Origin of the sequence: Microbacterium sp. KR10-403 (assembly GCF_040196215.1) — a bacterium.
In the GTDB taxonomy this organism is placed as follows: domain Bacteria; phylum Actinomycetota; class Actinomycetes; order Actinomycetales; family Microbacteriaceae; genus Microbacterium.
Genome location: NZ_JBEGDC010000005.1, coordinates 102695 through 115698, shown reverse-complemented (window position 1 = coordinate 115698; position 13004 = coordinate 102695). Strand labels below are relative to the sequence as shown.

15 protein-coding genes and 1 tRNA gene are annotated in these 13004 nt (G+C 69.8%); 2 read left to right on the top strand and 14 right to left on the bottom strand.

All coding sequences use genetic code 11. The features are described from left to right. Positions 1–69: 69 nt before the first annotated feature. The 12 genes from ABMQ42_RS12285 to rplU all read right to left on the bottom strand — a co-directional run bounded on the left by ABMQ42_RS12285 (position 70) and on the right by rplU (position 8901). Positions 70–1056, bottom strand: coding sequence for an aldo/keto reductase (locus ABMQ42_RS12285; protein WP_349723283.1), 987 nt, complete (start codon positions 1054–1056; stop codon positions 70–72). A 1-nt stretch (position 1057) separates the two neighbouring features. Continuing rightward, entirely contained in the window at positions 1058–1939 is an 882-nt protein-coding gene (locus tag ABMQ42_RS12280; RefSeq protein ID WP_349723282.1) for a helix-turn-helix transcriptional regulator, read from the bottom strand. A 110-nt stretch (positions 1940–2049) separates the two neighbouring features. Continuing rightward, positions 2050–2125: transfer RNA gene (locus ABMQ42_RS12275), tRNA-Ala, on the bottom strand. A gap of 72 nt (positions 2126–2197) precedes the next feature. Next, positions 2198–2575: a ribosome silencing factor gene (gene rsfS, locus ABMQ42_RS12270; protein WP_349723281.1), complete on the bottom strand. Its 378-nt coding sequence runs from the start codon at positions 2573–2575 to the stop codon at positions 2198–2200. Next, on the bottom strand, positions 2572–3711 hold the full coding sequence (locus ABMQ42_RS12265) for a hypothetical protein (protein WP_349723280.1): 1140 nt from the start codon (positions 3709–3711) through the stop codon (positions 2572–2574). The genes rsfS and ABMQ42_RS12265 overlap by 4 nt, the downstream gene beginning before the upstream one ends. Further along, a complete protein-coding gene (gene nadD, locus ABMQ42_RS12260; protein WP_349723279.1) occupies positions 3708–4304 on the bottom strand; it encodes a nicotinate-nucleotide adenylyltransferase in 597 nt (198 codons plus the stop codon). The genes ABMQ42_RS12265 and nadD overlap by 4 nt, the downstream gene beginning before the upstream one ends. 9 nt (positions 4305–4313) lie before the next feature. Beyond that, positions 4314–4538, bottom strand: a complete 225-nt coding sequence (locus ABMQ42_RS12255) for a hypothetical protein (RefSeq protein WP_349723278.1) — start codon at positions 4536–4538, stop codon at positions 4314–4316. A 56-nt stretch (positions 4539–4594) separates the two neighbouring features. Beyond that, positions 4595–5854: a glutamate-5-semialdehyde dehydrogenase gene (locus ABMQ42_RS12250; RefSeq protein ID WP_349723277.1), complete on the bottom strand. Its 1260-nt coding sequence runs from the start codon at positions 5852–5854 to the stop codon at positions 4595–4597. Between the two features lie 9 nt (positions 5855–5863). Next, positions 5864–6727 (bottom strand): glutamate 5-kinase, encoded by an 864-nt coding sequence (gene proB / locus ABMQ42_RS12245; RefSeq protein ID WP_349723276.1) that lies wholly within the window; start codon positions 6725–6727, stop codon positions 5864–5866. After that, positions 6724–8232 carry a GTPase ObgE gene (gene obgE / locus ABMQ42_RS12240; RefSeq protein WP_349723275.1) on the bottom strand — a complete coding sequence of 503 codons (1509 nt, stop codon included), beginning with the start codon at positions 8230–8232 and terminating at the stop codon, positions 6724–6726. Before obgE ends, proB begins: the two co-directional genes overlap by 4 nt. 83 nt (positions 8233–8315) lie before the next feature. Next, positions 8316–8573 carry a 50S ribosomal protein L27 gene (gene rpmA, locus ABMQ42_RS12235; RefSeq protein WP_349723274.1) on the bottom strand — a complete coding sequence of 86 codons (258 nt, stop codon included), beginning with the start codon at positions 8571–8573 and terminating at the stop codon, positions 8316–8318. A 19-nt stretch (positions 8574–8592) separates the two neighbouring features. Beyond that, positions 8593–8901 (bottom strand): 50S ribosomal protein L21, encoded by a 309-nt coding sequence (gene rplU / locus ABMQ42_RS12230; protein ID WP_275279682.1) that lies wholly within the window; start codon positions 8899–8901, stop codon positions 8593–8595. A 229-nt stretch (positions 8902–9130) separates the two neighbouring features. Here rplU and ABMQ42_RS12225 point away from each other — a divergent pair, with 229 nt between their 5' ends. Next, entirely contained in the window at positions 9131–9394 is a 264-nt protein-coding gene (locus ABMQ42_RS12225) for a DUF4031 domain-containing protein (RefSeq protein ID WP_349723273.1), read from the top strand. A gap of 3 nt (positions 9395–9397) precedes the next feature. On the opposite strand, the gene ABMQ42_RS12220 is transcribed toward ABMQ42_RS12225, so the two are convergent. After that, entirely contained in the window at positions 9398–11566 is a 2169-nt protein-coding gene (locus ABMQ42_RS12220) for an Rne/Rng family ribonuclease (protein ID WP_349723646.1), read from the bottom strand. Positions 11567–11952: 386 nt separating this feature from the next. On the opposite strand from ABMQ42_RS12220, the gene ABMQ42_RS12215 reads away from it, so the two are divergent. Next, positions 11953–12585 (top strand): vitamin K epoxide reductase family protein, encoded by a 633-nt coding sequence (locus tag ABMQ42_RS12215; RefSeq protein ID WP_349723272.1) that lies wholly within the window; start codon positions 11953–11955, stop codon positions 12583–12585. 1 nt (position 12586) lies between these two features. Here the strand turns inward: ABMQ42_RS12215 and ndk are convergent, their stop codons facing one another. Continuing rightward, the gene (ndk, locus tag ABMQ42_RS12210; protein WP_349723271.1) at positions 12587–13003 is read right to left on the bottom strand and encodes a nucleoside-diphosphate kinase; all 417 of its coding nucleotides are present in this window, start codon (positions 13001–13003) and stop codon (positions 12587–12589) included. Position 13004 lies beyond the last annotated feature (1 nt).

The window sequence follows — 13004 nt, the reverse complement described above, 5'->3', positions numbered from 1 at the left end:
GACATCCCCCTCATTAGTATGTGCGCTTACTATATCACCGAAGCACTCGGAGCGCATCCCCCGGCGGAATCAGCGACCGACGAGTCCGAGGTGAAAGGCGTTGTAGCGATCACCGTGCACGCCCACGCGCGTCGCGAGCGCGTCGAGGTCCGCGCGCTCATCGGCAGACAGCGCCACCCGCGTGGCACCGGCGTTCTCCTCGATGCGCGCGGTGCGGCGGGTGCCCGGGATCGGCACGATCCACGGCTGTCGGGCGAGCAGCCAGGCGAGGGCGACCTGCCCCGGCGTGGCACCCTTCGCCGCGGCGAGCGCCGCCACCTGGTCGATCAGGACCTGGTTCGCCGCACGGTTCTCTTCGGTGAACCGCGGGATCGTCGCTCGCACGTCGCCCTCACTGAAGGCGGTATCGGTCGACACCGTGCCGGTGAGGAAGCCCTTGCCCAACGGGCTGAACGGCACGAACCCGATCCCCAGCTCCCCCAGCACCGGCAGCACCTCGACCTCCGGATCGCGCGTCCACAGCGAGTACTCGCTCTGCACGGCGGTGACCGGGTAGACGGCGTGGGCACGACGGATCGTCGCCGCGGATGCCTCCGAGAGCCCGAAGTGGCGGACCTTGCCCGCCCGCACGAGATCACCGACCGCGCCCGCGACGTCTTCGATGGGCACGTCAGGATCCACCCGGTGCTGATAGAAGAGGTCGATGACGTCGGTGCGCAGCCTGCGCAGCGAGGCGTCGGCGACCTCGGCGATCCGCTCCGGACGGCTGTCCAGCCCGACGCTCCTGACGTCTTCGATGCGCCAGCCGAACTTCGTGGCGACGACGACCTCGCCGCGGATCGGCTGCAGCGCCTCGCCGACGAGCTCCTCATTCTCGTAGGGGCCGTACACCTCCGCGGTGTCGAAGAACGTCACTCCGCTGTCGACGGCGGAGCGGATCACGCCGATCATCTCGTCGCGCGTGCCGGGGTTCGCCCCGTAGCTCTGCGACATGCCCATGCAGCCGAGGCCGATCGCCGAGACCTCGAGTCCCTGGCCCAGCGTTCTCGTGTGCATCTCAGCCCTCTGCCACGACGTCGGCCGATACCTGCGGTGCGGGCGTCGCACTCCAGCTTGCGAGCAGGTTCAGCCGCTCTTGGCTCGGCGAGCCCGATTCGGCCGTGTAGATCAGGAATGACAGCCCGGGCTCTGCGGTGAGCTCGAGCCCTTCATAGCCGAGGGTGAGATCTCCGACCAGATGGTGGTGGAAGCTCTTGGTGCCCGAGCCGTGCCGTCGGACGTTGTGGGCTCCCCACCGGGTGCGGAACTCATCCGAGCACGTCGAGAGCTCACCGATCAGATCGTGCAGGCGCTTGTCACGCGGATCGCGCCCCGCCTCCGTACGCAGGATCGCGACGGTCACATCGGCCGCGGCATCCCAGTCCGAATAGAAATCGCGGGCGCGCTCGTCGAGGAACGCGAACCGCGCCAGGTTGCCACGCGACGGCGGTTCGAGGACATGGTCGTAGAACGCGGCGCCGAGTGCATTGGTGGCGAGGACATCCATGCGCCCGTTGCGCACGAACGCCGGCCCGGCGGTGACGGCGTCGAGGGCGCGGGTCAGCGTCTCGCGCGGCGCCCACCGGGACGGCTTGCGGCGCTTCACCGGCTCCGCACCGCCGTGCGCGACGCGGGCGAGGTCAAAGAGGTGTTCGCGCTCGGCGTCATCCAGCTGCAGGGCGCGCGCGACCGCGTCCAGCACGCTGTCGGACACGCCCGCGACGTTGCCCCGCTCGATCTTGGTGTAGTACTCGATGCTCACATCGGCGAGCATCGCGACCTCGCTGCGCCGCAGGCCTGCCACGCGCCTGTTGCCCGCCACGGTGATGCCCGCCTGCTCGGGGGTGAGCCTCGCCCGCCGCGACATGAGGAACTCCCGGACTTCGCTCCTGTTGTCCATGCCCATACCGTACGACGGCGCGCACCGCTGAGGGATGCCCTGTGCGTACCCCCTTCGGCGAGGACGTGCCGCCGGAACGACGAAACCCCCGGTTCTCCCGGGGGTTTCTCTGGTGGACCTGAGGGGACTCGAACCCCTGACCCCCTGCATGCCATGCAGGTGCGCTACCAGCTGCGCCACAGGCCCAGAATCACTTCGAAGCTCTCGAAGCAACCCGTTTAGATTACTACATTCCGGGGCACCGACGAAATCGAGCCATCAGCCGACAGAGGCCGGCTGCTCCTCGGCGATCGGCAGCACCGGGCAGTCCTTCCACAGCCTCTCGAGACCGTAGAATTCGCGCTCCTGCTCGTGGAAGACGTGCGCGACGAGGTCACCGAAGTCGAGCAGGATCCAACGGGCCTCCTGCCGTCCCTCGCGGCGCAGGCGCTTGTAGCCTGCCTCGAGCATCTTGTCTTCGATCTCGTCGGCGATGGCGGCGACATTGCGCTCGCTGCGACCGGAGACGACGAGGAAGACGTCGACGAGCGGCAACGGCTCGGACACGTCGAGGGCGACGAGCTCTTCACCGCCCTTGGCCTGTGCGGCGGCCGCGGCGACGGCCAGCATGTCGAGTCCCTGTGGGGTTGCTGTCACGAAATGACTCCAGAAGCGAGGGCGTAGACGAGCACGCCGACAAGGGCGAGCGCGAGCACGCCGGCGGTGATGGCGAGCGACAGCATGAGCTTGCCGCCCTTCTCGGGGGCGGGCGCCTGCATGACCTCGTCGTTGGTCTTGATCGTGCTGACCGCGGCGCTGGCGGCGATCGGCGTGGGCGACGAGTGCGCGGGCAGCTCGCCGTCGACGAGGATCGCGTCGACCTCTTTGCCGTCGGCGGTGCCGACGGCGTGTCCGGTCGAACCGAGGCCCTCCGGCAACGCGAACGTGCCGGTCACGAGCACCTCGCCGGTGCCGGCGATCGGTGCGACGAGGGGTGCCGAGGTCTGCGACATGATGAGCGCGTGCGGTGCGGACGTGCTGCCGGTGCTCGCGGTGTCGCGCGTGAGCAGCTGCTCGAACGAGGCGGCCGGCTCGGGCGCCTTCGCGTCACCGGCGAGCAGATGCGCGCCGAAGGCGGGGTTCAGCACAGGCTTCTCGCTCGCAGGAGCGGCAGAAGCGGCCTGTGCGGCCTGAGCGGGTTGCGGGGCCGCCGGCGCGGCGTCTTCGGCGGACGCGTCGATGCCCAGCAGCTGCTCGAAGGACGGCTCGGGTTCGGGCTGCGCCACCGGCACGGGAGCCGGTGCGGGCACCACGGGCTCGTGCGCCGCGGGCGCGGGCGTGCTCGGAGCCGCCTCTTCGGGCGGAGCCCAGGGCGACCGCTCCGCGACCGTGGTCGCTGCCGGGCGCAGGGCGGGGAACGAAGCGGCTGCCCCTGCGACCTCGGGCGTGATGACGGGAACGGACGCCGTGCGGATGCGCTCCTGCTGGCGGGCCTGGCGGCGGGTCAGCGGTGTGGCGCCGAGATCGACGTTGTGGTCGGGGACCGGAGCGGTGTGCACCGGTGCGGGCGCTGCCGCGCGCGGCAACGGCGCGGGTGCAGCGACAGGGGCGGGCGTGGGATCGGGCTGCGGCGCGGGTTCGGGCTGCGGCACAGCCGGAGGCACGGCGGCCACGGCATCCTGCTCCGCCTCCGCGTTGTCTGACGCGGTCGCGGGCGTGACCACGGGGGTGACGCCGGTGTTGCGCAGCTCACGCAGCTGCCGACGCGTGAGCGGCTGATCGGGTGTGCTCATGCCTTGCTCCGGTAAAGATGATGCTTTGCGATGTACTGGACGACGCCGTCCGGGACGAGGTACCACACGGGGTGGCCCTCACGGACGCGCTGCCGACAATCCGTCGACGATATCGCCAGGGCGGGGATCTCCAGCTGACTCACGTCGTCACTCGGCAAGCCGTCCGTGTTCAGAACATGGCCGGGCCTGGAGACGGCGACGAAGTGCGCAAGATCCCATAGTTCATCATGGTCCCTCCAACTGAGAATTTGCGCTACGGCATCGGCGCCCGTGATGAAGAAGAACTCCGCATGGGGCCGTTCCGCACGCAGCTCGCGGAGGGTGTCGATCGTGTACGTCGGACCGGAGCGGTCGATGTCGACCCGACTCGTCGTGAAACGGGGGTTGGATGCCGTCGCGATGACGGTCATCAGATACCGGTGCTCACTCGGCGAGACCTTCTGCTTCTGCCACGGCTGGCCGGTCGGCACGAAGATGACCTCGTCGAGGTCGAAGGACTCCGCCACTTCGGACGCCGCGACGAGGTGGCCATGGTGGATCGGGTCGAACGTCCCACCCATGACCCCGATGCGCTCGGGCCGCGACGCCGTCATACGGTGGGCCTAGTGGCCGTGACCCGCCTGCGGTGCGTCGTCCGCGTGCTCCTTCGCGTAGGCCTCGGCCTTGTGCGCGTGACGGTTGGCGACGTTCTTGTAGGAGAGCGTCACCATGGCGAGGAAGAAGAACACGCAGAGGGCGATGATCGGGTACCACACCGTCTCGAGCATCACGTTGCCGGAGTGCTCGGCCTCCTCGGCGGCGAAGGCGATCAGCGGGGCGAAGGTCATCGGGACTCCGTTCGTGTCGTTCCTGGGCGCTTACGCGCCATCCCTCAGTCTAGGCGCTATGCCCGGACCTGTCCTGCACCGCGCGCGAGCCACTTCGTGCTGGTCAGCTCGGCCAGCCCCATGGGCCCCCGCGCATGCAGCTTCTGCGTCGAGATGCCCACCTCGGCGCCGAACCCGAACTCCCCGCCGTCGGTGAAGCGCGTCGAGGCGTTCGCCATGACCACGGCCGAGTCGACCTCGGCGAGGAAGCGCTCTGCGCTGGCGTCGTCGGTCGTGATGATCGACTCGGTGTGATGCGTCGAGTAGCGGCGGATGTGCGCCAGCGCGTCGTCGAGGTCGTCGACCACGCGCATCGACAGGTCGAGGCTCAGATGCTCGAGCGCCCAGTCCTCCTCCGTCGCAGGGACGACCTCGTCGGCGAGAGCCGCCACCGACGCATCGCCGTGGACGGTCACACCCGCCTGCTGCAGGGCCGCCACGACCGGACCGACGAGGCGCGGCGCGGCATCCCGGTGCACCAGCACCGTCTCGACGGCGTTGCACACACTCGGGCGCTGCACCTTCGCATTCACCACGATGTCGCGCGACCAGTCGAGCGGCGCGCTCGCGTCGAGCACGATGTGCACGACACCGGCGCCCGTCTCGATGACGGGGACGGACGACTCGGTGACGACCGTCTCGATCAGCTGGGCGCTCCCCCGTGGCACGAGGACGTCGACGAGACCGCGGGCATGCATGAGCTCACGCGCGCCGTCACGACCGAAGTCATCGACGCTCTGCACCGCACGGGGATCCACACCGGCGCCCTCGAGCGCCTCGCGGATCACGTCCACGAGGACGGCGTTGGTGCGCTGCGCCGCAGATCCGCCGCGCAGCACGACGGCGTTGCCCGAGCGCAGCGCGATCGCCGTGATGTCGACGGTGACGTTCGGGCGCGCCTCGTAGATCGCGCCGACCACGCCGAACGGCACCGAGACCTTCTGCAGGCGCACGCCGCTCGGCAGCGTCCGTTCGTCGAGCACCCGGCCCACCGGGTCGGGCAGCGCCGCGATGTCGCGCACCGCATCGGCGAGAGCCACGACGCGGGTCTCGTCGAGACGCAGGCGGTCCTGCAGGGCGGTCGACAGCCCGTTCGTCTGCCCGCGAGCGAGGTCTTCGCCGTTCGCCGCGATGACACGGTCGGCGGATGACGCGACGGCGTCGGCGACGGCCAGCAACGCGTCACGCTTGGCGGCGTCGGAGAGCAGCCCCACCGTGCGTGACGCGTCCTTGGCCGACTGCATGCGGTCGCGGGCGGTGTCGACGATGGTGGTCACGGCGCCAGTCTAACCAGCGGTCGCAGCACCCGATCCGGCCGCGACGGATTGTGACGCCACCGCCAGCGCACCCGTGAGCGTCGAGTCGGGCGGCGACGGGTTCGGCGCGAACCAGGTGCCGATCGTCTGCCCTTCGAGGGCCGCACCGACCAGGTCGGCACGGGTCACGAGAGTGCCGATTCCGGATGCCGCGGCGAGCCGGGCCGCCGAGACCTTGGTGGCCGCTCCCCCGGTGCCGACACTGTTGACCACGACCGAGCCGAACTCGAAGCCGGCGAGATCCTGGCCGAAGGCGACGTGGTCGATCGGCCGGGCCCCCGGCTGCTCGGGCGGTGCGGTGTACAGCGCCTCGATGTCGCTGAGCAGCACGAGGGCGTCGGCCCGGATGAGCCGGGCGACGAGCGCCGCCAGTCGGTCGTTGTCGCCGAACCGGATCTCGTGGGTGGCGACGGTGTCGTTCTCGTTGACGATGGGCAGGATGCGCAGTCCGAGCAGGCGCTCCATGGCGCGCTTCGCATTGGAGCGCGGAGTGCGGTTCTCGAGGTCGCCGGCGGTCAGCAGCACCTGGCCGGCCACGATGCCGTACTCGCGCATCGCCGCCTGGTAGCGGTAGATCAGCACGTTCTGCCCGACGGCCGCGGCTGCCTGCTGTGTTGCGAGATCGGTGGGGCGCGAATCGAGCTGCAGATACGGCATGCCGGTCGCGATCGCCCCCGATGAGACGAGGATCACCTCGGTGCCGCGACCGTGGGCGGCGGCGAGCGCGGCCACCAGCGGCGGGATGTTCGCCGCGGCGTCGCCGCTCACCGACGACGAGCCGACCTTCACGACCACACGACGTGCGGCGGGCAGATCGGCGCGCTGCGGGGTCACTGCCCGTCCTCCTCCGCGTCGTCGCGACGCGCGATGCGCTCGGCCTCGAGCTCGGCACGGGCGGCGGCTTTGGCATCCATCCGCTCGTGATACCACTCGCGGCGCTCGGCAGTGGTGCGCCGCTGGTTCGGGTCGATGCGAGGGTCGCTGCCGCGCGGGGCGACCATGACCTCGGCCGCCGAGGTGAGCGCGGGCTGCCAGTCGAACACGACGCCGTCGCCGGGCCCGATGACGACGGTCGCGCCGGGCACGGCACCGGCCTTGTACAGCTCGTTGTCGACGCCGAGCTTGTCGAGCCGGTCGGCGAGGAAGCCGATCGCCTCGTCGTTCTGGAAGTCGGTCTGCGCCACCCAGCGCTCGGGCTTGGCGCCGCGGATCCGGTACAGCGGCCCATAGGTGCCGCCCTCGACGCGCACAGCGAACTCGCGCTCCGACCCGCGGGGGCGGATCACCACGCGCGGTGCCGGCGGCTGCGCGGCGAGCTCCGCGCGGTGCTCGGCGATGATGTCGGCCAGGGCGAAGGTGAGCTGCCGCAGACCGTCGTGGCTGACGGCGGAGATCTCGAAGACCCGATACCCCTGCGCCTCCAGGTCGGGGCGCACCAGGTCGGCGAGCTCCTTGGCGTCGGGCACGTCGACCTTGTTCAGCGCGACCAGCTGCGGGCGCTCGAGGAGCGGAATCTGCCCCTCGGGCACCGGATAGGCGGCAAGCTCGGCGCGGATGACCTCGAGGTCGCTCATCGGGTCGCGCCCGGGCTCGAGCGTCGCGCAGTCGAGGACGTGCACCAGCGCCGTGCAGCGCTCCACGTGGCGCAGGAACTCGAGACCGAGCCCCTTGCCCTCGCTCGCACCCTCGATGAGCCCCGGCACGTCGGCGACGGTGAAGCGCACGTCGCCGGCATCCACCACTCCCAGGTTCGGGTGCAGGGTCGTGAACGGGTAGTCGGCGATCTTCGGGCGTGCGGCGGACACCGCCGCGATCAGGCTCGACTTGCCCGCCGACGGGAAGCCCACCAGCGCCACGTCGGCGACGGTCTTCAGCTCAAGGACGACGTCGCCCTCCCAGCCCGGCGTGCCCAGCAGTGCGAACCCGGGCGCCTTGCGCTTCGTGGTCGCCAGCGCGGCGTTGCCGAGACCGCCCTGCCCGCCCGGGGCGGCGACGAAGCGCATCCCCGGCTCGATCATGTCGGCGAGCACGGCGCCGTCGTCGTCCTTCACGACGGTGCCGACGGGCACCGGAAGCTCGACGGAATCACCCTGCACACCGGAGCGGTTGTCGCCCATGCCGAATCCGCCGTTGCCGCCGGCGCGGTGCGGAGAGTGGTGGTACGACAGCAGCGTCGTCACCTGAGGATCGGCGACGAGCACGACGTCGCCGCCGTTGCCCCCGTTGCCGCCATCGGGACCGGCGAGGGGCTTGAATTTCTCACGGCGCACCGAGACGCAGCCGTTGCCGCCCTTGCCCGCGCGCAGGTGGAGGGTGACGCGGTCGACGAAGGTGACCATGGTGCTCCTGGAGGTGGTGTGGAAATGCGTCGAGGGGCGAGCCGAAGCCCGCCCCTCGTAAAGCTATCGCGTGCGAACCCGGATCACTCCGCGGCTGCGACGATGTTGACGACCTTGCGGCCGCCCTTGGTGCCGAACTCGACGGCCCCGGCCGACAGCGCGAACAGCGTGTCGTCGCCGCCGCGGCCGACGTTCACGCCGGGGTGGAAGTGGGTGCCGCGCTGGCGGACGATGATCTCGCCGGCGTTGACGGACTGGCCGCCGAAGCGCTTCACGCCCAGTCGCTGGGCGTTGGAGTCGCGACCGTTACGGGTGGAGCTTGCGCCCTTCTTGTGTGCCATCTCTGCGTCTCTCCCTGGCCTACTTGATGCCGGTGACCTTGACGCGCGTGAGGTCCTGGCGGTGCCCCTGGCGCTTCTTGTAGCCGGTCTTGTTCTTGAACTTCTGGATCACGATCTTGGGGCCGCGCTCCTCGCCGAGCACCTCGGCGGTCACCGCGACCTTCGCGAGCTTGGCCGCATCGCTGGTGACGGCCTCGCCGTCGACCAGGAGCACCGCGGGCAGCTCGATGGTGTCGCCGACCTTCGCCTGCTGACGGTCGAGGACGACGATCGAGCCGACCTCGACCTTCTCCTGCCGGCCACCGGCGCGCACAACTGCGTAAACCACTTCACACCTGTTTTCTTCTGGGAGCGCACGGCTCCGGTTGTCTTTTGCGAGACTCGCCACGTGCGTGTCGCTCTCGGGAAAGATGATGTTTGGTGCCAGGACGGCTCACGCTGGCGGCGGAGCCGGTCGACGCCTGCCTCGCGACGTGACGCACCAGGGATCTACTTTACCGGATGCCGCCGAATCCGGCAAAGCGAGCCGGATGCGTGTCGCGCCTAGGATCAGGAACGTGGCGATCCTGATCGACGATGCACGCTGGCCGGCGCACGGCACGCTGTGGGCGCACCTGGTCAGCGACACCTCGATCGAAGAGCTGCACGCCTTCGCGCGGGTCAACGGGATCAACGCGCGCGCCTTCGACCTCGATCACTACGACGTGCCGGCGCGGGCGCACGACCGGTTGGTCGCCGCCGGCGCCGAGCACGTCAGCGGGCACGAGCTTGTCCGTCGGCTCATCGCCTCGGGACTGCGCGTGCGCGCGAAGGATCGCTGAGCGTCAGTCGCCCTCGGAGTGCTCCACCGGCGTCGTCGACACCGGGGTCCCCGTGAGCGCAGCAGTCGTCACACGGCGGCGCGACCGGCCCTGGCCTGGCGCCTTGGGCTCGGGCAGCGCGTTGAGCACCGAGTCGAGCAGCAGATCGCGCTCGGTCTTGGGCTCGTGCGAGCGCTGCTCCTTGTCCTTGCGCTTCTTGCGCTTCTTGCGCTCCGGCTCGACCGGCGGCGCGACCGGCGCCTCCGCCGGAAGCTCCTCGCCGTCGACAACGTGCAGAGTGGATGCCGCGATCTTCGCGAGTGCGGACTTCGCACCCTCGGTGATCACGTGGGTGCCGCCCGCCGGCGTGGTGGTCGGAACCTGCGCGGGGCGCTGGCGACGCGACGATCCGCCGTTGCCGCTGGGCCCGCGGTGCTTGACCACGGGGTCGTGGTGCACGATGATCCCGCGGCCCGCGCAGACCTCGCACGGTTCGCTGAACGTCTCGACGAGGCCGAGTCCGATCTTCTTGCGGGTCATCTGCACAAGACCGAGCGAGGTGACCTCGGCGACCTGGTGCTTCGTGCGGTCGCGGCTCAGGCACTCGACCAGGCGGCGCAGCACGAGGTCGCGGTTGGACTCGAGCACCATGTCGATGAAGTCGACGACGATGATGCCGCCGATGTCGCGCAGGCGCAGCTGCCGGACGATCTCCTCCGCCGCCTCGAGGTTGTTCTTGGTGACGGTCTCTTCGAGGTTGCCGCCGGTGCCGACGAACTTGCCGGTGTTCACGTCGATGACGGTCATCGCCTCGGTGCGGTCGATGACGAGCGAGCCGCCCGAGGGCAGCCACACCTTGCGGTCGAGCGCCTTCTCGATCTGCTCGGTGATGCGGAAGTCGTCGAACGGGTCGCCGTCGCCCTCGTAGCGCTCGACGCGCTCGAGCAGATCGGGGGCGACCGCCTGCAGGTAGTTCTCGATGGTCCGCTGCGCGTCTTCGCCCTGGATGAGCATCTTCGAGAAGTCCTCGTTGAAGACGTCGCGGACGATCTTGACGAGCAGGTCGGGCTCGGAGTGCAGCAGGGTGGGGGCCTGCTGGGCCTCGACGAGGCGGTTGATGTGCTCCCACTGCGAGGTGAGGCGCTGCACGTCGCGCGTGAGCTGCTCTTCGGTGGCGCCCTCGGCCGCGGTGCGCACGATGACGCCCGACGACTCCGGCAGCACCTCCTTGAGGATGCGCTTGAGCCGCGCACGCTCCGTGTCGGGCAGCTTGCGCGAGATGCCGTTCATGGCGCCGCCGGGCACGTAGACGAGATAGCGTCCGGGGAGCGAGATCTGGCTGGTCAGGCGCGCACCCTTGTGACCCACGGGATCCTTCGTGACCTGCACGAGCACCCTGTCGCCCGACTTGAGCGCGAGCTCGATGCGGCGCGGCTGATTGCCGGTCTCGACGGCGTCCCAGTCGACCTCGCCGGAGTACAGCACGGCGTTGCGGCCCCGGCCGATGTCGACGAAGGCGGCCTCCATGCTGGGCAGCACGTTCTGCACACGGCCGAGGTACACGTTGCCGATCAGCGAGGCGTCCTGGCTGCGGGCGACGTAGTGCTCGGCGAGGATCTTGTCTTCGAGCACACCGATCTGGATGCGCCCGTTCTTCGAGCGCACGATCATCTCGCGGTCGACCGACTCGCGCCGCGCGAGGAACTCGGCCTCGGTGACGACGGGGCGCCGACGGCCGGCCTCGCGACCGTCCCGACGACGCTGCTTCTTGGCCTCCAGCCGCGTCGAACCCTTGATGCGCTGCGGCTCGGTGATGACCTCGACGGGGCGCTCGCGGCCCGACTGCTCGTCGTCACGGCCTTCGCCGCGACGACGGTTGCGGCGGCGGGACGAGCCGACTTCCTGCACCGGCGCCGGGAGAGCCGGCAGCACCGTGATCTCGGGCGCGTAGAAGTGCAGATCGGTCGACACGGCCGACACGAACTCCTCGGGCAGCAGCCCCAGACTCACCGCCGTCGGCGCCTCCGGCTCGGCCGGCTTCTCCGGCTCTGCCTCGGGCTCGGCGGGCTCCTCAGCCTTAGCCTCAGCGGGAGCCTCGGCCTCGGTGGGCGATTCCTCGACCTCGGGCTCCGCCACCTCCGGCTCGGCCGCGGCGGGCTCCGCCCAGGCCTGCGCGGCCTCGGCCGCGGGCATCTCGGGGATCAGCGGCGGCTGCGCCGCAGCATCCCACTTCGACTGATCATCAGGACTCTGGTTGTTCTCATCGACCGTCACCGGCGTACTCCCTGCGGGTGACACCGCGCGTCACCCGGCGAAATCTCGTGCGGCGCCGCTCCGCCCTTCCGGTGCGGGACGGGGGCCGCGAACTCACTCGGTCTGCAACCGGCCTGTGGCCCTGGCTGCACTAGGGCGTTCGTCGCCCGAAGTCTTCGTCGATGCGATCCCCGGCGCGGCCGCGGATGCATCCGACTTCCATTATCGCATCACCGAGGCGAAATGCGCGAAGCGGACGCCCCGCGCCGCCATAATCACGGCCGCTCCCGGACAACCGCAGAGGCGGGGATGTCATAATTCCACCCATGTCACAGCCCCAGTCGCACACCCGACCGACAGGTCTTGCCATCTGGCTCATCATCGCGGGGGTGATCGGCTGGTGGGCGGCGTTCCAGCTGACGCTGGAGAAGATCTTCCTGCTGCAGAACCCTGATGCGAAGGCGTCCTGCGACTTCAGCGTGCTCGTCCAGTGCGGCAAGAACATCGAGTCCGCTCAGGGCAATGTGTTCGGGTTCTCCAACCCGATCCTGGGAGTCGCGTGCTGGGTCGCGCCCATCGTCGTCGGCGTCGCGATCCTTGCCCACGCGCGGTTCGCGAAGTGGTTCTGGTGGCTGTTCTGGCTCGGCCACGTCTTCGCGATCTCATTCGTGTGCTGGCTCATCTTCGAGAGCATCTTCGTCCTGCACACGCTATGCCCGTGGTGCATGGTCACCTGGTCGGTGACGATCCCGTCGTTCTTCGCCGTGACGATCCATCTGCTCCGGTCGGGAGTGTGGCCGCTGCCGGCCAAGGGGCGCGCGGTCGCCGACAAGCTGATGTCGTACGTGCCGCTGATGACGATCGTCGCCTACGGCATCGTGATCCTGCTCGCCCAGGTGCGCCTGAACGCGATCCCGAACGTGTGGCACACGATCCAGATCGCGCTCGGCTGGGCCTGAGTCAGCCGAACCAGATCGACAGCTCGCGGGCGGCCGACTCGGGACTGTCCGACCCGTGCACGAGGTTCTGCTGCACGGGCAGGCCCCAGTCGCGGCCGTAGTCGCCGCGGATCGTGCCGGGTGCGGCGGTCGTCGGGTCGGTGGTGCCGGCCAGCGACCGGAACCCCTCGATGACGCGCTCCCCCGCCACGCGGATGGCGACCGACGGGCCCGACATCATGAAGTCGACGAGCGGCTCGTAGAACACCTTGCCCGCGTGCTCGGCATAGTGGCGCTCAAGGCGCTCGCGATCGGGCTCGACGAGACGCAGGTCGACCAGCGAGTACCCCTTCGCCTCGATGCGCGCAAGGATGGAGCCGGTCAACCCGCGGGCGACACCGTCGGGCTTGACCAGGACGAGAGTCTCTTCGGTGGCCATG

Bases quoted from the DNA above. Each gene is read 5' to 3' on its own strand.
- ABMQ42_RS12285 (WP_349723283.1), bottom strand. From the start codon at position 1,056: ATGCACACGAGAACGCTGGGCCAGGGACTCGAGGTCTCGGCGATCGGC.
- ABMQ42_RS12280 (WP_349723282.1), bottom strand. From the start codon at position 1,939: ATGGACAACAGGAGCGAAGTCCGGGAGTTCCTCATGTCGCGGCGGGCG.
- ABMQ42_RS12265 (WP_349723280.1), bottom strand. From the start codon at position 3,711: ATGAGCACACCCGATCAGCCGCTCACGCGTCGGCAGCTGCGTGAGCTG.
- nadD (WP_349723279.1), bottom strand. From the start codon at position 4,304: ATGACGGCGTCGCGGCCCGAGCGCATCGGGGTCATGGGTGGGACGTTC.
- ABMQ42_RS12255 (WP_349723278.1), bottom strand. From the start codon at position 4,538: ATGACCTTCGCCCCGCTGATCGCCTTCGCCGCCGAGGAGGCCGAGCAC.
- obgE (WP_349723275.1), bottom strand. From the start codon at position 8,232: ATGGTCACCTTCGTCGACCGCGTCACCCTCCACCTGCGCGCGGGCAAG.
- rpmA (WP_349723274.1), bottom strand. From the start codon at position 8,573: ATGGCACACAAGAAGGGCGCAAGCTCCACCCGTAACGGTCGCGACTCC.
- ABMQ42_RS12220 (WP_349723646.1), bottom strand. From the start codon at position 11,566: ATGCCCGCGGCCGAGGCCGCGCAGGCCTGGGCGGAGCCCGCCGCGGCC.
- ABMQ42_RS12215 (WP_349723272.1), top strand. From the start codon at position 11,953: ATGTCACAGCCCCAGTCGCACACCCGACCGACAGGTCTTGCCATCTGG.
- ndk (WP_349723271.1), bottom strand. From the start codon at position 13,003: ATGGCCACCGAAGAGACTCTCGTCCTGGTCAAGCCCGACGGTGTCGCC.